At 60.4% G+C, this 18293-nt stretch carries 18 protein-coding genes; 8 read left to right on the plus strand and 10 right to left on the minus strand.

Annotated elements, in window-relative coordinates; translation table 11 throughout:
- Window positions 1–2: 2 nt before the first annotated feature.
- Window positions 3–503, minus strand: a complete 501-nt coding sequence (locus tag M2497_RS29335) for a M48 family metallopeptidase (RefSeq protein ID WP_248485026.1) — start codon at window positions 501–503, stop codon at window positions 3–5.
- Between the two features lie 42 nt (window positions 504–545).
- Complete coding sequence (locus tag M2497_RS29340; protein ID WP_248485027.1) at window positions 546–2651, minus strand: EAL domain-containing protein; 2106 nt, start codon at window positions 2649–2651, stop codon at window positions 546–548.
- Between the two features lie 310 nt (window positions 2652–2961).
- Between M2497_RS29340 and M2497_RS29345 the strand changes: the two genes are divergently transcribed.
- The gene (locus M2497_RS29345) at window positions 2962–3627 is read left to right on the plus strand and encodes a polysaccharide lyase family 7 protein (RefSeq protein ID WP_071494427.1); all 666 of its coding nucleotides are present in this window, start codon (window positions 2962–2964) and stop codon (window positions 3625–3627) included.
- 183 nt (window positions 3628–3810) lie between these two features.
- Window positions 3811–4239 (plus strand): hypothetical protein, encoded by a 429-nt coding sequence (locus M2497_RS29350; RefSeq protein ID WP_248485028.1) that lies wholly within the window; start codon window positions 3811–3813, stop codon window positions 4237–4239.
- A 143-nt stretch (window positions 4240–4382) separates the two neighbouring features.
- Here M2497_RS29350 and fba read toward each other — a convergent pair whose 3' ends face one another.
- The 6 genes from fba to tkt all read right to left on the minus strand — a co-directional run bounded on the left by fba (window position 4383) and on the right by tkt (window position 10587).
- Entirely contained in the window at window positions 4383–5447 is a 1065-nt protein-coding gene (gene fba, locus M2497_RS29355) for a class II fructose-bisphosphate aldolase (RefSeq protein ID WP_003177554.1), read from the minus strand.
- Window positions 5448–5571: 124 nt separating this feature from the next.
- A complete protein-coding gene (locus M2497_RS29360) occupies window positions 5572–5907 on the minus strand; it encodes an MliC family protein (protein ID WP_016977756.1) in 336 nt (111 codons plus the stop codon).
- Between the two features lie 47 nt (window positions 5908–5954).
- Window positions 5955–6182, minus strand: coding sequence for a hypothetical protein (locus tag M2497_RS29365; RefSeq protein ID WP_248485029.1), 228 nt, complete (start codon window positions 6180–6182; stop codon window positions 5955–5957).
- Window positions 6183–6211: 29 nt separating this feature from the next.
- Window positions 6212–7375: a phosphoglycerate kinase gene (locus M2497_RS29370; protein WP_058426608.1), complete on the minus strand. Its 1164-nt coding sequence runs from the start codon at window positions 7373–7375 to the stop codon at window positions 6212–6214.
- 17 nt (window positions 7376–7392) lie between these two features.
- Window positions 7393–8451 (minus strand): erythrose-4-phosphate dehydrogenase, encoded by a 1059-nt coding sequence (gene epd, locus M2497_RS29375; RefSeq protein WP_248485030.1) that lies wholly within the window; start codon window positions 8449–8451, stop codon window positions 7393–7395.
- A gap of 138 nt (window positions 8452–8589) precedes the next feature.
- Complete coding sequence (tkt, locus tag M2497_RS29380) at window positions 8590–10587, minus strand: transketolase (RefSeq protein ID WP_071490328.1); 1998 nt, start codon at window positions 10585–10587, stop codon at window positions 8590–8592.
- Between the two features lie 261 nt (window positions 10588–10848).
- Between tkt and M2497_RS29385 the strand changes: the two genes are divergently transcribed.
- From M2497_RS29385 to M2497_RS29405, 5 genes are all read left to right on the plus strand, one after another.
- Entirely contained in the window at window positions 10849–11844 is a 996-nt protein-coding gene (locus M2497_RS29385; RefSeq protein WP_248485031.1) for a metalloregulator ArsR/SmtB family transcription factor, read from the plus strand.
- 19 nt (window positions 11845–11863) lie between these two features.
- Window positions 11864–13054 (plus strand): methionine adenosyltransferase, encoded by a 1191-nt coding sequence (metK, locus tag M2497_RS29390; protein WP_058426604.1) that lies wholly within the window; start codon window positions 11864–11866, stop codon window positions 13052–13054.
- 222 nt (window positions 13055–13276) lie between these two features.
- Window positions 13277–13627, plus strand: coding sequence for a DUF1090 family protein (locus M2497_RS29395; protein WP_058426603.1), 351 nt, complete (start codon window positions 13277–13279; stop codon window positions 13625–13627).
- A 95-nt stretch (window positions 13628–13722) separates the two neighbouring features.
- Complete coding sequence (gene ligB / locus M2497_RS29400) at window positions 13723–15387, plus strand: NAD-dependent DNA ligase LigB (protein WP_248485032.1); 1665 nt, start codon at window positions 13723–13725, stop codon at window positions 15385–15387.
- A 43-nt stretch (window positions 15388–15430) separates the two neighbouring features.
- A complete protein-coding gene (locus M2497_RS29405; protein ID WP_248485033.1) occupies window positions 15431–15826 on the plus strand; it encodes a DUF1090 domain-containing protein in 396 nt (131 codons plus the stop codon).
- Between the two features lie 6 nt (window positions 15827–15832).
- On the opposite strand, the gene M2497_RS29410 is transcribed toward M2497_RS29405, so the two are convergent.
- Complete coding sequence (locus M2497_RS29410; protein ID WP_248485034.1) at window positions 15833–16282, minus strand: cytochrome c; 450 nt, start codon at window positions 16280–16282, stop codon at window positions 15833–15835.
- A 129-nt stretch (window positions 16283–16411) separates the two neighbouring features.
- Between M2497_RS29410 and M2497_RS29415 the strand changes: the two genes are divergently transcribed.
- Entirely contained in the window at window positions 16412–17596 is a 1185-nt protein-coding gene (locus tag M2497_RS29415) for a murein transglycosylase A (protein ID WP_248485035.1), read from the plus strand.
- 265 nt (window positions 17597–17861) lie between these two features.
- Here M2497_RS29415 and M2497_RS29420 read toward each other — a convergent pair whose 3' ends face one another.
- Entirely contained in the window at window positions 17862–18248 is a 387-nt protein-coding gene (locus tag M2497_RS29420; protein ID WP_010207167.1) for an MAPEG family protein, read from the minus strand.
- Window positions 18249–18293 lie beyond the last annotated feature (45 nt).

Raw genomic sequence — 18293 nt, forward strand, 5'->3', positions numbered from 1 at the left:
GGTCAGGGTTTGCCCAGCAGGTCGCGGTACGTGAGGTACACCCGCAGGTCGAATTCCACCTGATGGTAGCCCGGCATCATGTACTCGCAGAGTTTGTAGAACGCCTTGTTGTGGTCCGATTCCTTGAAGTGCGCCAGTTCGTGGACCACGATCATGCGCAGGAACTGCGGCGCGGCCTCCTTGAACAGCGCAGCAATGCGGATCTCTTTCTTCGACTTCAGATTGCCGCCCTGCACCCGCGAGATGGAGGTGTGCAGGCCGAGGGCGCGATGAGTCAGGTCCAGGCGATTATCGAACAGCACCTTGTCGATGGCCGGCGCATTGCGCAGGTGTTCCTGCTTCAAGGCCAGCGCGTAGGCGTACAGGGCCTTGTCGCTCTGCACCGCGTGGCGTTCGGGGTAACGTTGCTCCAAGTAGGCACCCAACTGATCCTTGGCGATCAGCTGGCGCACTTGCTCCTGGAGGGCGGCGGGATAGGCCTGGAGGTATTTCAGCGCGGTCATGGGCTCTGCAACAGGGTTCGGATGGCCGCCAGTGTAGCGAATTCAGCGCAGGCGAGCGTGGCACCAGTGTGCCACTTCCTCAGCCATCAACGGCTGCGCCGCCATCGGGCCCTGAATGAATGGGCAACCATTGGCCTTCAGCCATTGGGCCTGCTCCTGGGTTTCCACCCCCTCGGCCACTACCACTACATCAAAATGCTTGCACAACTCGATAATGCTGCGCGCCATCACCTCATCGCGCACCGAGCCCGGCAGGCGAGCGACCAATTGCGGGTCAAGCTTGAGGGTATCGAAGGCCAGGTCGCGCAGATGCGCCAGGGAACAATTGCCCAAGCCAAAGTCATCCAGGGCGGTGCGCACGCCGATCTGGCGCAGCAACTTGAGCTGCTTGACCGACTCTTCAAGGTTGCTCATCAGGCAGTCTTCACTGATTTCCACCTCCAGTTGCCGCCCCGGCAGCCCATGTCGTTCGAGCACCTGCTGCAGCTGGTTCGCCAGGTTGGGCATGTTGAACTGGTTGCTGCTCAGGCTCACGCTGAGCACCAGTTCATCGTCGAAGCCGGCGTGCCAGGCCTGGAGTTGGGCGCCGACTTGTTGGTAAATCCAGGTGCTGAGCTGGCTGATCAGCCGGGCTTCTTCCAGCAATGGCAGAAACAGACCGGGCGGCACATCGCCGACACTCGGGTGCCGCCAGCGCAATAGCGCTTCCACACCGCGCACACGCCCATCCGCCAACGCCACCTGCGGCTGGTACACCAGGGTGAACTCCTTGTTTTGAATCGCCGTGCGCACGCTGTCTTCCAGCATCAGGCGCGAACGGGCGCGGCCATTCATTTCCTGGTCGTAATAGCGATATTGCTGACGGCCTGCGCGCTTGGCTTCGTACATGGCGATGTCTGCCGCGCGCAACAGACCGTTAATGTCCGAGCCGCAATCCGGGAAGGTGGCGATACCGATACTGACACCGAGCATCACATCCAAACCTTCAACTTGCTGGCAGATAGACACCCGTTCGATCAGTTTTTCTGCAATTTTCGCCGCCTGCTCGGGGAACTCCAGCTCCAGCAACGCGGTGAACTCATCGCCGCCCATGCGCCCCAGAATGTCATAGGAACGCAGGCAGCCCTGCAACTGCTCCGATACCCAGCGCAGCACACGGTCGCCGGCGTCATGGCCAAGGGAATCATTGACCCGCTTGAAGCCGTCAAGGTCCAGGTACAGCAGCACCAGAGACTGTTCGTTGCGCTCGCTGCGCAGCAAAATGTTTTCCGCCGCCTGGTAAAACCCGCGCCGGTTCAACAGTCCGGTCAGCGGGTCGGTGACCGCCTGGAACTCCAATTGTTGATGCAGGTGACGCACTTCGGACATGTCCAGCACGGTCACCACCATGGCCTTCTGTTCGGCCGGCAGCGGCGCGCACGACAACGCCACCGGCACCTGCTGGCCTCGGCTGGTCCGCAGGATCGCATCGTGCAAGCGCCAGGTCTGGCCCTGGCGGTAAGCGAGGAACATCTCGAACCCCAGCCAGGCCGGTACATGGGGCTTTTGCAGGAAGCTCAGGAAACTCTCGCCTCGCAACTCGGCCAGGGTAGCGTTCAACAGCCGCGAAATGGCCGGGTTGGCATACTCGATCACGCTGCCCTCGCCCACCACCAGGATGCCTTCGGCGGCGTTGTCCAACACCGAGGCATTGAACGCCCGCGCCGACTCCAGCTCATGGCTCAGGCGCTGCAAGGCCCGGCGATTGCGCTGATGTTCCAGCAACGCCTGGACCTTGGGTTTGAGGATGTGCGGGTCGAACGGTTTGAACAGGTAGTCGATGGCGCCACTGGCATAGCCTTCGAGTACTGCGGCCGGCGACTGGGCGTGGGCCGTGAGGAAAATGATCGGTGTCATGCGCGTGCGCTGGCTGCCGCGCATCAGGCGCGCCACCTCAAAGCCGTCCATGCCGGGCATCTTCACGTCCAGCAGCACCAGGTCGACTTCATGTTTGAGTAACAACTCGAGGGCTTCCACACCGGACGCGGCGGTCACCACATGCCAGTCTTCACGCTGTAACAGCGCACGCATGCTAAGCAGGTTCTCCGGGTAGTCATCGACCACAAGCAGAACCGAATGACCATCGCCGTGGTGTGGAGCGCATTCCATGCTACGTCTCTTCCTTAGGACTACTCCGGTCATTTCTGACAGAAAACCCGGACAAACTCTGAGGCCTCACTCTAGCCCCGGTTCAGAAAAAGCAGAAGTAACCTCAGTGCCATCATTGCGCCAATCTTCAGGAAGCCGACTAACGGTCAACCGCTACAAGCCACGAACCATGGGAAACATGGCTTTTTGGCATTCCTTTGGCGCCAATAAATCGCCAGCAATGATTTAACAAGATGGTTAACACCACCTATAAAGAACCTGTCTGGCCCAAGGGCCATAGCCTACACCCCTCTGTAAAAAGGCCTACGCCATGATCGACCTATCCACCTGGAACCTCAGCATCCCTGTCGGCTCTCCGCCCGCGACCATCGAAACCCCAAGATTGATGAGCGGCTTCAACGACCAATATTTCCAGGCCGAAGGCAGCAACGTCCAATTCTGGACCCCGGTCACCGGCACCCGTACCGAAAACGCCATTTACCCGCGCAGCGAACTGCGCGAGACCTACGCCGACGGGCGCCTGCGCAACTGGACCTATCCGGATGCGGACAACTTCCTGCGTGCCACCCTGGCCGTCAACCAAGTGCCGTCCTCCGGCAAAATCGTGATCGGGCAAATCCACGCCTATGACAGCCAGAAACCGCTGATCAAGCTGGAATATCAGTTCAAGGAAAAGACGCAGACCGGCAACATCGTCGCCAAAGTGCGCATGCGCCCGGACGAGGATGAAGGGCGCACGATCATTGTTGCCTCCAATGTGCCGCTGGAAAAGAGCTTTACCTATGTGATCAACCTCAACAAAGCCGGGCTGCTCAGTGTGTATGCCGCAGATGGCGAGTGGAACGAACGCATCGGCGCGGCGTGGGGCGCCAAGCCGTTGTACTTCAAGGCCGGGGCGTATGTGCAGGACAACAGTGGCAACAGCAAGGAAGGCGCGCGGGTGACGTTTGCCAAGTTGGATATTGATCACGAGTAAGGTTATTTCAATCATCCCCCGCTACGGCGGAGGAATGATTACTTGGATATAACGAACTCCGAAGATCGTCTTACCGCTATAGCAAAACAGCATAAAAATAGTATTTCTTGCAGTGCGCACCCTAGGGCACATCTTATAAAATCATGTGCGTCCGACTCATGTACCCATTCAGGAGTTAAACACATGCCAACGATAGCCACCATTAACCAACCTGCCGTCTCGGGGTTTGGCGCCGGGTCGCAACCAAAAATATACAATGCCACCCCACCTGGTTCTTTTGCGACGCCGCCCCAAAACATGCCAGTTGTCACCAGGCCCTTCAGGTATCTCGTCTTGTCACACTTATTGAGCAACAACACCAGGATAGGCGATGTGCTGACTTATTATTGCTACCCTGTGCCGTCCGCAGGTCTTCCTACGATGTTTCTGGAACAAATAACTCTTACTGCCGCGCTGCTACAAATTTACATCAACAATAAACGCGAACATTTTGAGAAGGAAATACCCTGCTACCTTCCAAACCCAGGAGTCTATGATGTTTACTGGGAGCTTGAAAATGCATCTCAAACATATACGGAGATCGGACAGAACCTGAGATTTACAGTTGTATAACTATAGTAATTACTAAGATGGCTTATCCAACACCTGAAAAACTATTGCGTTACCCACGATAAAAAACTGTTCACTGTCCTTAGAAAAATACTTCATACCTATAAGAAACCCGCATTTCTGCGGGTTTTTTTGGCGCTATTGGCTTAGTTCACCTTAGCGTTCAACTCACCTTTCAAATACCGCTGATACATCGCTTCCAACGAGATCGGCTTGATCTTCGAAGCATTGCCGGCAGTACCGAAGGCCTCGTAGCGAGCGATACACACATCACGCATCGCGGTCACGGTGGCGCCGAAGAATTTACGCGGGTCGAATTCGCTCGGGTTGGTGGCCATCAGGCGACGCATCGCACCGGTGGACGCCAGGCGCAGGTCGGTGTCGATGTTGACCTTGCGCACGCCGTACTTGATGCCTTCGACGATTTCTTCAACCGGCACGCCGTAGGTTTCTTTGATGTCGCCGCCGTACTGGTTGATGATCGCCAGCCACTCTTGCGGGACCGAGGAAGAACCGTGCATCACCAAGTGGGTATTGGGGATGCGCTTGTGGATTTCCTTGATGCGGTCGATGGCCAGCACGTCGCCGGTAGGTGGCTTGGTGAACTTGTAGGCGCCGTGGCTGGTACCGATGGCGATGGCCAGGGCGTCGACTTGGGTCTTTTTCACGAAGTCGGCGGCTTCTTCCGGGTCGGTCAGCATCTGGCTGTGATCCAGCACGCCTTCGGCACCGATGCCGTCTTCTTCGCCGGCCATGCCGGTTTCCAGGGAACCCAGGCAGCCCAGCTCGCCTTCAACCGAAACACCACAGGCGTGGGCCATGGCTACGGTTTGCTGGGTGACGCGTACGTTGTACTCGTAGTCGGTCGGGGTCTTGCCGTCTTCGCCGAGGGAGCCGTCCATCATCACCGAGCTGAAGCCCAGTTGGATGGAACGCTGGCACACGTCAGGGCTGGTGCCGTGGTCCTGGTGCATGCACACCGGGATGTGCGGAAATTCTTCGATTGCGGCGAGGATCAAGTGACGCAGGAACGGCGCACCGGCGTATTTGCGGGCACCGGCCGAAGCCTGGACGATCACGGGGGAGTCGGTCTTGTCAGCGGCTTCCATGATGGCGCGCATCTGCTCAAGGTTGTTGACGTTAAAGGCTGGGACGCCGTAGCCGAACTCGGCTGCGTGGTCCAGCATTTGACGCATGCTGATAAGTGCCATTGTGTTGTCTCTCCCGGTCGAGGGTCGTTAATCGTGCAAGCCTGCCGTAGCGGCGGCTGCTATTCAAGTTATTGCAGACCAGGCTTTACACACCTGGCTTGCTGAATCGTTATTGCTGTCAGGCTTACTGCGCTTTGCAGCCACGCCCGATCAAATCATCGGTGGCGACCCAGTAAACCAGGCCTTCCTCACCTTTTGTGTGAAACGCCAATTGGCCGTCGCTGTACAGCACGCCCGAGGCGGCAACGTCCTGCTTGAGGCGGTAAACCTGGTCGGAACCGCCCAAACGGACATCCACCTCGGATTTGGCCTGATTAGCAAAGCGCCAGTTCACCTCAGCCTTGCTGTCGCAGGTCCACGTGGTCCACTTGTCGGCAGTTTCTGCCTTGTTGCTGAACATGTTCATGCTGCTGCAGCCGGCCAACAGGGCCAGGGCTGCCAGGGCGAAAACGCCTTTCATTGCCAATCCTCGTGAGGCGACCGACGGCCGCCAGTTGATCAGACCCATCAAGGGCAACCCTGTTCCTGACCGTTGGGCGCGGCGTCGTATTTCTCCAGCCGTTCGTTGCCGATGCGCTTGTTGATCACCGGCATGGTCTCGGCTTGCCAGTCGGCCTGGTAGCAGCTCTTTTTCTGCCCGGGGGCAGGTTCATCTGCCGCAGACTTCGCGTTCGGCGTGCTGCCGCAACCGGCCAACAGGCCCGCTGCGATCACCAATGCCAACGACTTGATCATGGGAATACTCCTTTTCCGGATCACGAGCCTCAGCCTTTGGCTCGGGTTTCCAGCACTTCAACGGCTGGCAGTACCTTGCCTTCGACGAACTCGAGGAACGCACCGCCACCGGTAGAAATGTAGGAGATCTGGTCAGCAACGCCATATTTATCGATAGCCGCCAGGGTGTCGCCGCCGCCAGCGATGGAGAAGGCCGAGCTTTCAGCGATGGCCTTGGCCAGCACTTTGGTGCCGTTGCCGAACTGGTCGAATTCGAACACGCCGACCGGGCCGTTCCACAGGATGGTCTGGGAGGCTTTCAGCAGCTCAGCAAAGTTGGCCGCAGTTTGCGGGCCGATATCCAGGATCATGTCGTCGGCAGCCACGTCAGCGATCAGCTTGACAGTGGCTTCGGCGCTTTCGGCGAACTCCTTGGCAACGACGACATCAACCGGCAGCGGCACGCTGACTTTGGCAGCGATGGCACGAGCAGTGTCGAGCAGGTCCGGCTCGTACAGGGACTTGCCCACCGGGTGACCGGCAGCCGCCAGGAAGGTGTTGGCAATGCCGCCGCCGACGATCAGCTGGTTGCAGATCTGGCTCAGGCTGTTAAGCACGTCCAGCTTGGTCGACACCTTGGAGCCAGCCACGATGGCAGCCATCGGTTGCGCCGGCGCGCCCAGGGCCTTGCCCAGTGCGTCCAGTTCAGCGGCCAGCAGTGGGCCGGCAGCCGCGACCTTGGCGAACTTGGCCACGCCGTGGGTCGAACCCTCAGCACGGTGAGCGGTGCCAAATGCGTCCATCACGAACACGTCGCACAGCGCCGCATATTGCTGGGCCAGTTCGTCGCTGTTCTTTTTCTCGCCCTTGTTGAAGCGTACGTTTTCGAACAACACGATGTCGCCAGCTTTGACGTCCACACCGCCCAGGTAGTCAGCCACCAGCGGCACGTCGCGGCCCAGGGCCTTGCTCAGGTAATCGGCGACAGGCTTGAGGCTGTTTTCGGCAGAGAACTCGCCTTCGGTCGGGCGACCCAGGTGGGAGCAGACCATCACGGCCGCGCCTTTTTCCAGGGCCAGCTTGATGGTCGGCAGCGAGGCCAGGATTCGCGCATCGCTGGTGACAACACCGTCCTTGACTGGGACGTTGAGGTCTTCGCGGATCAGTACGCGCTTACCTTGCAGATCGAGGTCGGACATCTTCAACACGGTCATGGGTCGCAGTTCCTGAATTACTGTTGATGAGGTTGTTTAGAGGCGATGTGCAGATAATGTTCCGCAACATCCAGCATTCGGTTGGCAAAACCCCACTCGTTGTCGAACCAGGCCAGGATATTCACCAGCCGGGGGCCGGAAACGCGGGTCTGGCTGGCATCGACAATTGCCGAATGCGGGTCATGGTTGAAATCGCAACTGGCGTGGGGCAGCTCGGTGTAGGCCAGCAAACCTTTAAGCGGGCCGCTGGTGGCGGCGTCGCGCAGGATCCGGTTGACCTCCGTCGCATCGGTGTCACTGACGGTCTGCATGGTGATGTCCAGGCAGGACACGTTCACCGTCGGCACCCGTACGGCTTTGGCCTGGATTCGCCCGGCAAGTTCCGGCAACAGTCGCTCGATGCCCCGGGCCAGGCCGGTAGACACCGGAATCACCGATTGGAACGCCGAACGCGTACGGCGCAGGTCCTCGTGGTGATAGGCGTCGATTACCGGCTGGTCGTTCATCGCCGAGTGAATCGTGGTGATCGACACATAGTCCAGGCCGATCGCCTGATCCAGCAGGCGCAACAACGGCACGCTGCAGTTGGTGGTACAGGAGGCGTTGGACACCAGCAGTTCATTGCCGGTCAGGCAATCCTGGTTGATACCGTAGACGATGGTGGCGTCGACATCTGCCTCGCTGGCCATCGGCTGGGAAAACAGCACACGCGGCGCGCCGGCGTCGAGGAAACGCTGGCCATCGGCACGGGTGTGGTAGACACCGGAACATTCCAGCACCAGGTCGACGCCCAGTGCTTTCCAGTCGATGGCTTCGGGGGTGGCACTGCGCAAGACCTGCACGCAAGCGCCATTAATATGCAGACAATCGCCCTCGACCCGCACTTCGCCGGGGAAGCGGCCGTGGGTGGAGTCAAAGCGTGTCAGGTATTCGATGCTGGCCATGTCGGCCAGGTCGTTGATCGCGACAATTTCAAACCCGGCCGCCGCCCCTCGCTCGAACAGAGCACGCAAGACGCAACGACCAATGCGGCCGTAGCCGTTGAGTGCAACTTTGTAGGGACGCGGTTGAGGCATGGGGTTCTCGATCAAGGTGAGTTCGGTGTTGAAAGCACCATCGCCATCGCGGGCAAGCCCGCTCCCACATTAGACCGCGATCCAAATGTGGGAGCGGGCTTGCCCGCGATGGCGCCAGTACAGACAACGCAGACTGACTTAGTCTTCCAGCAGCTCTTCAGCCTGACCCAGGATGTTTTCCAGGGTGAAGCCGAACTCTTCGAACAACGCTGGCGCCGGCGCCGACTCACCATAGGTGGTCATGCCGATCACGCGGCCTTCCAGGCCCACGTACTTGTACCAGTAGTCGGCGTGAGCCGCTTCGATGGCGATACGCGCGCTGACCTGCAACGGCAATACCGACTGCTTGTAGCCGGCGTCCTGTGCTTCGAACACGCTGGTGCAAGGCATCGACACCACACGTACGTTGCGGCCTTGGGCGGTCAGCTTGTCGTACGCCTGGACGGTCAGACCCACTTCGGAACCGGTGGAGATCAGGATCAGCTCCGGCTCGCCGATGCAGTCCTTGAGCACGTAGCCGCCACGGCTGATGTCGGCGATCTGTGCGTCGGTACGTACCTGGTGTTGCAGGTTCTGACGCGAGAAGATCAGCGCCGAAGGGCCGTCCTTGCGCTCGATGGCGTGCTTCCAGGCCACGGCGGACTCCACCGCGTCGGCTGGGCGCCAGCAATCCAGGTTCGGCGTGGTGCGCAGGCTGGTCAGTTGCTCGACCGGCTGGTGCGTCGGGCCGTCTTCGCCCAGGCCGATGGAGTCGTGGGTGTACACGTGGATCACGCGCTTCTTCATCAGCGCAGCCATGCGTACGGCGTTGCGCGCGTATTCCATGAACATCAGGAAGGTCGCGCCGTAAGGCACCAGACCGCCGTGCAAGGACACGCCGTTCATGATGGCGCTCATGCCGAACTCACGGACGCCGTAGTACATGTAGTTGCCGCTGGCGTCTTCAGCCGAGACACCTTTGCAGCCTTTCCACAGGGTCAGGTTGGAACCGGCCAGGTCAGCCGAACCGCCGAGGATCTCCGGCAGCAACGGGCCGAAGGCATTCAGGGTGTTCTGGCTGGCTTTACGGCTGGCGATGGTCTCGCCCTTGGCCGCGACTTCGGCGATGTAGGCCGAGGCTTTTTCCGAGAAGTCGGCAGGCAGGTCACCGGCCAGGCGACGTACCAGCTCGTTGGCCAGCTCAGGGAATTCGGCGGAGTAGGCCGCAAAACGCTGGTCCCACTCGGCTTCGGTGGCCAGGCCTTTTTCCTTGGCGCTCCACTCGGCGTAGATGTCGGCCGGGATTTCGAACGGGCCGTGGTTCCACTTCAGCGCTTCACGGGTCAGGGCGATTTCCGCGTCACCCAGTGGGGCGCCGTGGCAGTCTTCTTTGCCCTGCTTGTTCGGCGAGCCAAAGCCGATGGTGGTTTTGCAGCAGATCAGGGTCGGCTGTGCGCTCTTGCGGGCGGTGTCGATGGCGGTCTTGATTTCTTCCGGATCGTGACCGTCGACGTTGCGGATCACCTGCCAGTTGTAGGCTTCGAAACGCTTCGGGGTATCGTCGGTGAACCAGCCTTCGACTTCGCCATCGATGGAGATGCCGTTGTCGTCGTAGAAGGCGATCAGCTTGCCCAGGCCCAGCGTGCCGGCCAGGGAAGCGACTTCGTGGGAAATACCTTCCATCATGCAGCCATCACCCAGGAACACGTAGGTGTGGTGGTCGACGATGTCGTGGCCAGGACGGTTGAACTGCGCGCCCAGGACTTTTTCAGCCAGCGCGAAGCCAACGGCGTTGGCCAGGCCTTGGCCCAGGGGACCGGTGGTGGTCTCGACGCCTGGGGTGTAGCCGAATTCCGGGTGGCCCGGGGTGCGACTGTGCAGTTGGCGGAAGCTCTTGAGGTCGTCGATGGTGACGTCGTAGCCGGTCAGGTGCAGCAGCGAATAGATCAGCATCGAGCCATGGCCGTTGGACAGCACGAAGCGGTCACGGTCGGCGAACGACGGGTTGCTCGGGTTGTGTTTCAGGTAGTCACGCCAAAGTACTTCGGCGATATCCGCCATGCCCATCGGGGCACCGGGATGGCCGCTGTTGGCTTTTTGCACGGCATCCATGCTGAGGGCACGAATGGCGTTGGCACGCTCACGACGGCTGGGCATCGCTGATCTCCTGAGGTTTGAATATAAAAGAAACGGAAAAAAGGACCGGCATTTTCCCTCAGCCACCGCCTGCGGGCAATGACAGATAGTCACTTGAGGGTGTTTTTCCTGTGCTTTGGGCACCAATCGCTTGCAGAAACCTTTAACCGGTTCGTCTAAAGGTTATAGCGGCCGCTTATAACCGCCACTTATCGATCAATATCAAAACTTTTTGATATTGGCCTTGCGAGCCTGTCGCCCCATCACTAGACTGCTGGCCTTATGAATCTACCCATGCCCTCACTGCGTGCCGACGACGGCGATGAACTGGCAGCCTTGTGCAAGGCCGCTGGCGACCCGCTGCGTCTGAACGTGTTGCGCGCGCTGGCCAACGATTCCTTTGGCGTGCTGGAGCTGGCGCAGATCTTCGCCATCGGTCAGTCCGGCATGAGCCACCACTTGAAGGTATTGGCCCAGGCCGATCTGGTGGCGACCCGCCGTGAAGGCAATGCGATTTTCTATCGTCGCGCCCTGCCCCACACCGAACTGCTGGGCGGCAAGCTGCACACCGCACTGCTCGAAGAGGTGGACAACCTGAGCCTGCCGCTTGATGTGCAATCGCGCATCGGCCAGGTCCACGGGCAGCGCGCCGCTGCCAGCCAGGACTTTTTCGCACGGGTGGCAGAGAAGTTTCGTGCCCAGCAGGACCTGATCGCAGGCCTGGCTCAATACCGCGACAGCGTACTGGCGCTGCTGGACAAGCTGAGCTTCATTGACGAGGCCACGGCGCTGGAAGTCGGCCCGGGCGATGGCGGTTTCCTGCCGGAACTGGCGCGGCGCTTTCACCAGGTCACGGCGCTGGACAACAGCCCGGCGATGCTCGACCTGGCACGCCAGCTCTGCGAGCGCGAGTCGCTGGGCAATGTCCGCCTGCAACTGGCCGACGCACTGAGCAGCACGACAATCAAGGCCGACTGCGTGGTGCTGAATATGGTCTTGCACCATTTCGCCGCCCCCGCCGAGGCCCTGAAGCAAATGGCCGGGCTGCTGCACCCCGGCGGTAGCCTGCTGGTTACGGATTTATGCAGCCACAACCAGAATTGGGCCAGGGAGGCCTGCGGTGATCTCTGGTTGGGTTTTGAACAGGATGATCTGGCCCGTTGGGCCACCGCTGCGGGACTCGTTCCCGGGGATAGCCTCTATGTAGGTTTACGCAATGGTTTCCAGATCCAGGTCCGCCATTTTCAGCGGCCGGCTGGCGACACTCACCATCGGTAAATATCAGGAAAACATCGAGATGAGCGAATACTCCCTTTTCACCTCCGAGTCCGTGTCTGAAGGGCATCCGGACAAAATCGCCGACCAGATTTCTGATGCGGTGCTGGACGCCATCATTGCTGAAGACAAGTTCGCCCGTGTGGCGTGCGAGACTCTGGTGAAAACCGGCGTAGCGATCATCGCGGGCGAAGTGACTACCACCGCCTGGGTTGACCTGGAGCAGATCGTTCGTGACGTGATCACCGACATCGGCTACACCAGCTCCGACGTCGGCTTCGACGGCGCGACCTGCGGCGTGATGAACATCATCGGCAAGCAGTCCCCGGACATCAACCAGGGTGTCGACCGCGCCAAGCCAGAAGATCAAGGCGCCGGCGACCAAGGCCTGATGTTCGGCTACGCCAGCAACGAAACCGACGTGCTGATGCCAGCACCGATCACCTTCTCGCACCAGCTTGTGCAGCGTCAGGCAGAAGCCCGCAAATCCGGCCTGCTGCCGTGGCTGCGCCCGGACGCCAAGTCCCAGGTGACTTGCCGTTACGAAGGCGGCAAAGTCGTGGGTATCGACGCGGTTGTACTGTCGACCCAGCACAACCCGGAAGTTTCCTACGCCGACCTGCGCGAAGGCGTCATGGAGCTGATCGTCAAGCACGTGCTGCCGGCCGAGCTGCTGAGCAAGGACACCCAGTTCCACATCAACCCGACTGGCCAGTTCATCATCGGTGGCCCGGTAGGCGACTGCGGCCTGACCGGTCGCAAGATCATCGTCGACAGCTACGGCGGCATGGCCCGTCACGGCGGTGGCGCGTTCTCGGGTAAAGACCCGTCCAAGGTTGACCGCTCGGCGGCCTACGCTGGTCGTTACGTGGCGAAGAATATCGTCGCGGCCGGCCTGGCTGAGCGTTGCGAGATCCAGGTTTCGTACGCTATCGGCGTGGCCCAGCCTACGTCGATCTCGCTGAATACCTTCGGCACCGGCAAGATCAGCGACGACAAGATCGTCAAGCTGGTGCGTGAGATCTTCGACCTGCGCCCTTACGCGATCACCACCATGCTCGACCTGCTGCACCCGATGTACCAGGAAACCGCAGCGTACGGCCACTTTGGTCGTACCCCTGCGCAGAAGACTGTAGGCGACGACACCTTCACCACCTTCACCTGGGAAAAAACCGACCGCGCCAACGACCTGCGTACCGCCGCCGGCCTGTAACCGCTCAAGGTGCACAAAAGCCCCGCCGGGTTCGCCTGGCGGGGCTTTTTATTGCACCGCACGTTGCGCGACGCCCCTCACATTTTTTGGATCCAATGCTTGCAGGCCCAATGATGGCCCTCTAGAATCCGCGCCCTCTCGGGCCTCTCACCTTATTTGGATATTGCCCTGCGCCAGCCCGGGAGTCCCAAGCGTGCAGGCAATCGAACATTGAGGTTTTTCATGCGCATCTCCACGCTCGCCCCCGCCGCCCTTCTGCTCAGCCTGTTCGCCCTGCCGGCCCACGCCGCCGACCTGAGCGCACTGAGCGGCGCCCTGAGCTCGCAGCTCGGTGGCGGCAATTCCGGCGACTGCCAGAAGCAAGCCGCAGACCTGCAAACCAAGATCGATGCAGCCGAAGCCCAGAAGGACACCTTGAAAGTGAAGGCCTTCAAGGCCGCGCAAGACCAGATCAACAAAGGCTGTGACAAACTTTCCGAAGCGCAGGCCAAAGCCGATGCCAAGCAGCAAACACAGGAAGCCAAGGCCGATAAACCTGACGCGGTGAAAGCCCTGGGCGGCCTGTTCAAGTAAACAGAAACACCCGGTAAAAAGCCCCGCTCTGCCGGGGCTTTTTTGTGGCCGCAGGGTTCCATTAGGCTGGGCACCCTTTTCGAGCAAGGATGCTCATGATGCGTCTACTGATGGCCCTTTTACTCAGTATTTTACCGTTCAGCCTATGGGCCGAAGATTGCCCCGACGATGCTCGGGCCCAGGTCAGCACCCTGGCCAAACAAATCCGCCAGTGGGATGACAGCTACCACCGGCTCGGCCAATCCCCTGTGAGCGATGAACTCTACGACCAGGCCCGCCTGCGCCTGGCCCACTGGCGCCAGTGCTTCCCCGACCCCCCTTTGACGCCCGACAACCCACTGGCGAGTGCACGCGGTACCCGGCTGCATCCCGTTGCCCATACCGGCCTGGAGAAACTGCTGGATGAACAGGCAGTCGCTGCCTGGCTGGCCACCCGCGAGGATGTCTGGATTCAACCGAAGGTGGACGGTGTGGCGGTGACCCTGGTGTATCGCAAGGGGCGCCTGAGCCAAGTCATCAGCCGCGGCGATGGAGCAAAGGGCCACGACTGGTCTGCCTCCGCGCACAAAATCCCCGGCATAGTCCAGCAGTTGCCCGAGCGCATCGACCTGCTGCTGCAAGGCGAACTCTATTGGCGCCTCGATGGCCATGTGCAGTCGGCCACCGGCGGGCTCAATGCCCGTAGCAAGGTGGCCGGGCTGATGAACCGCAAACAATTGAGCGACACCGACGCCGCAGGCATTGGCCTGTTCGTCTGGGCTTGGCCGAAAGGGCCGGCAGCGTTTACCGAGCGCCTGGCCACACTGGAACGCTGGGGCTTCACCGATAGCCGACGCTACAGCCACCCCATTCGAGACATCACCGAAGCCGCGCATTGGCGCACCTATTGGTACAACCATCCATTGCCGTTCGCCAGCGATGGCGTGGTACTGCACCAGGCGCAGCGCGCACCCGCCGAACGTTGGCAGGTCGTTGCGCCGTATTGGGCGACTGCATGGAAGTACCCGGCCGCCAAAGCCCTGGCACTGGTGCGCAACGTGCAGTTCAAGATCGGCCGCACCGGGCGCATCACCCCCATGCTGGAACTGGAGCCGGTACGCTTGGACGACCGGAAAATCAGCCGGGTAAGTGTCGGCTCATTGGCACGCTGGCAAGCGTTGGACATCCGACCTGGCGACCAGGTCTCCATCAGCCTCGCGGGCCAGGTGATTCCTCGGTTGGACGCGGTCATTCTGCGCAGTACCACCAGGGTGGACCTGCCAGTGCCCAACCCTGGCAAATTCCATGCGATGAGCTGCTGGCAACTGGACCCCGATTGCGAGGAACAATTACTGGCACGCCTTACCTGGCTCAGTGGCAACCAGGGCCTCGCGTTGCCACACATAGGTCGCGAGACCTGGAACGTATTGATCCAGGCCGGTCTAATCGCAGGCTTTCTCGATTGGTTAACCCTGGACGCGGCAGAGCTTGCTAACATTGATGGCTTCGGTGATCGCAGCCGCGAACGCGTGCTCGAAAGCCTTCACAGCGCTCGGCAGCGGCCCTTTGCACAATGGCTCAAGGCCCTGGGTGTACCGCCTGCGGCACGTAATAACCTGGAGGGCGACTGGCAGACGCTGGTCGCCAGAGACACCCAGGCCTGGCTGAACATTGATGGCATCGGCCCGGGCCGCGCAGCGCAACTGAGCGCTTTTTTTCGCGACCCGCACGTACAGGCCTTGGCTGAAACATTACGCATGGCGGGGATAGACGGGTTTTGAACCCCGCTGCCCCCGCCATCAGATTGCGACTTTGGAGCCCCACATGAAATTTCTAGCCCCTTTTGCCTTGCTGACCGTCGCAAGCTTCATGACCACACCGTTGCTGGCCGCTGAACAAGCCGCCCCCCTCACCGGCTGCGCCGCCAAACGCCAAGCCATCAGCATCCAGATCGAACAAGCCAAGGCCCACGGCAACAGCGCGCAACAAGCCGGCCTGGAAAAAGCCCTGAGTGAAGTCACCGCCAACTGCACCGACGCCTCCCTGAAGAAGGAGCGTGAAAACAAGGTGCTCGACGCCAAGCACGAAGTCAGCCGCCGTCAGGCCGACCTCGACAAGGCCATGAAAAAAGGCGACGCGGACAAGATCAACAAGCGTAAGGATAAGCTCGCCGAGTCCCGCAAGGAACTGCAGGACGCGGTGGAAGAGCTCGACCAGTAAAACCGGTCAGTGGTCCCGGAACTGTTTATGGCAGGCGCTGCAGGCATCTTCGACTTTCTGCACCGCCGGCCCCAGGTTACTGGCCTTGTAGGGCTGCACTTGGCTGGCAGTCACCAATTCGCCGGTGGCCGCTTCAAGGTTGCGGGCCAGTTGCTGGAATTGCGCCTGTTTCTGCCAGACATCGTCCTTGGCGCTGGTGTGATCTTCTTCGCGCACGCTTGGGAAATGTTTCCAAGGCTCATGGGACAAGGCGTCCAGCTTGACCGCACCCTCGGCAAATTTGGCGCCGTCGAACGGGATGCGCCCACGCAACATGCCGCCCAGGTCTTCGCCGGTCTTGAGCATCTGTTTGAAGATTGCCTTGCGCTGGCCCAGCGGCGAATTCGGATCAACACCGCCACAGGCGGACAGGGCCAGGCAGGCCAGCAGTACAACAGTCATTCGTTTAAAAGTCATGGTGGCTTCGAGGTCACGGGAAACGGCGGCCAGTATCCTCGTCCCGCCCATAAAGACCAATAGCCCTATTAATAATAAGGGTTGCCCGAAGGTGTTACCGCGCGGGCAATCGCTTCAGGAAGTGTTTGTATGAATGTAACCTTTAAACCCTGGAGCCGCCGCCTGGCGTGGGCTCTGCCGATGATCGCACTGCTGGCCGGCTGCGACGCGGGCAAAGAAGCAGCCAAAGATGAAACTCCCAAGCCCCACGCCGTCGCCACCTATGTCAGTGCGCCGTGGGAGGCGTTGCCGGCGGTGTCTGACAACGACCTGCTGGCCGGTTTTGAATCCTGGCGCAGCGCCTGCCAGCGCCTCAAGGCAGACCCGATCTGGGGCGCGACCTGCGCAGCCGCCGCTACGGTGCCCGGCAATGCCGTGGCCGTGCGCGGGTTTCTCAAGGAGCGTCTGGATGTGTTCGGCCTGCGCTCGGCCGACAACACCCCGAACGGCTTGATCACCGGTTACTACGAACCGGTCTACCCCGGCAGCCTGACCAAGACCGCCAAGGCTAACGTACCGGTATATGGCGTGCCGGACGACCTGATCATCGTCAACCTGGAAAGCATCTACCCGGAGCTCAAGGGCAAGCGCCTGCGCGGTCGCCTTGAAGGCCGTGTGCTCAAACCGTACGACGATGCCAGCGCCATCAACGGCCAGGGCTCTACCGCCAAACCGATTGCCTGGCTGACTGACCCGATGGACCTGCAATTCCTGCAAATCCAGGGCTCAGGCCGGATCCAACTGGCCGGAGGGCGCCAACTGCGCGTCGGTTATGGCGACCAGAATGGCTACCCCTATCGCCCTATCGGCCGCTGGTTGGTGGAGCAAGGTCAGTTGAAGAAAGAAGATGTGACCATGGGCGCCATCAGCGCCTGGGCCAAGGCCAACCCGCAGCGCATCCCGGAACTGCTGGCGAGCAACCCCAGCTACGTCTTCTTCAGCGCCCGCCCCGACAGTAACGAGGGCCCGCGGGGTTCACTGAACGTGCCGTTGACCGCAGGCTACAGCGTTGCGGTGGATCGCAAGGTGATTCCGCTGGGCAGCCTGTTGTGGCTGTCGACTACCAAACCGGATGGCTCACCCATCACAAGGCCCGTCGCCGCCCAGGACACCGGCGGTGCGATCACGGGCGAAGTGCGCGCGGACCTGTTCTGGGGCACTGGTGAGGCAGCGGGAGAATTGGCGGGCAACATGAAACAGCAGGGGCAGATATGGATGTTGTGGCCCAAGGGCGCAGCATTGCCGCAGGTGCCGGATGCACCTGCCGGGACCTGAAAGCGGTCTGTCCAGCTTGGTTCAGTGGGGTCAGCAGGCTGCTAGTGGGCAAGCTTGTTGTGGTGAGCGGGCTTGCCCCGCGTTGGGCTGCGCAGCAGCCCTCATCAGCCTCACCACATTTCTTCAGGCACACCGAGGTGTATGGTTCTGGGGCGGCTTCGCCACCCAACGCGGGGCAAGCCCGCTCACCACAACAAGCACGCTCATAACACAAAAAGCACGCTCACCAGCAAAGCCCACACCCACAGGGGACCTGCTTCAACCGTCAGATTGAGACAAAGAAGAAACTCGCAATCAACGCCATCCCCACAAACCACACCAGCGAACGCAGCATCGCCCAGTCCGCCAGGTAGCAGATGATGTACAGCAGGCGACTGGTGATAAACAGCACGGCCAGCACATTGATGGTCACCAATTCGGCCGTACCGGCCAGGTGCGCGATAATCACGGCCGCCGCAAACGCCGGCGTGACTTCAAAGCTGTTGAGTTGCGCACTGTGGGCCCGCTTGGCAAACCCTTCGAGGGTGTCCAGGAAAGCGCGGGGGTCGTGGTTCTGCCGTGGTCCGAACTTGCCACCACTGAACTTGGCCACGCCTGTGCACAGATAAGGCAGGAAAATTGCGATCAACACACACCAGAAGGCCACCGTCATCACTGATTCCTTTTTTAATTTTGTTTTAAGTTTTAAACAGAAATT

The sequence above is a fragment of the Pseudomonas sp. CYM-20-01 genome, assembly GCF_023169845.1.
Classification (GTDB): Bacteria; Pseudomonadota; Gammaproteobacteria; order Pseudomonadales; family Pseudomonadaceae; genus Aquipseudomonas; species Aquipseudomonas azotoformans.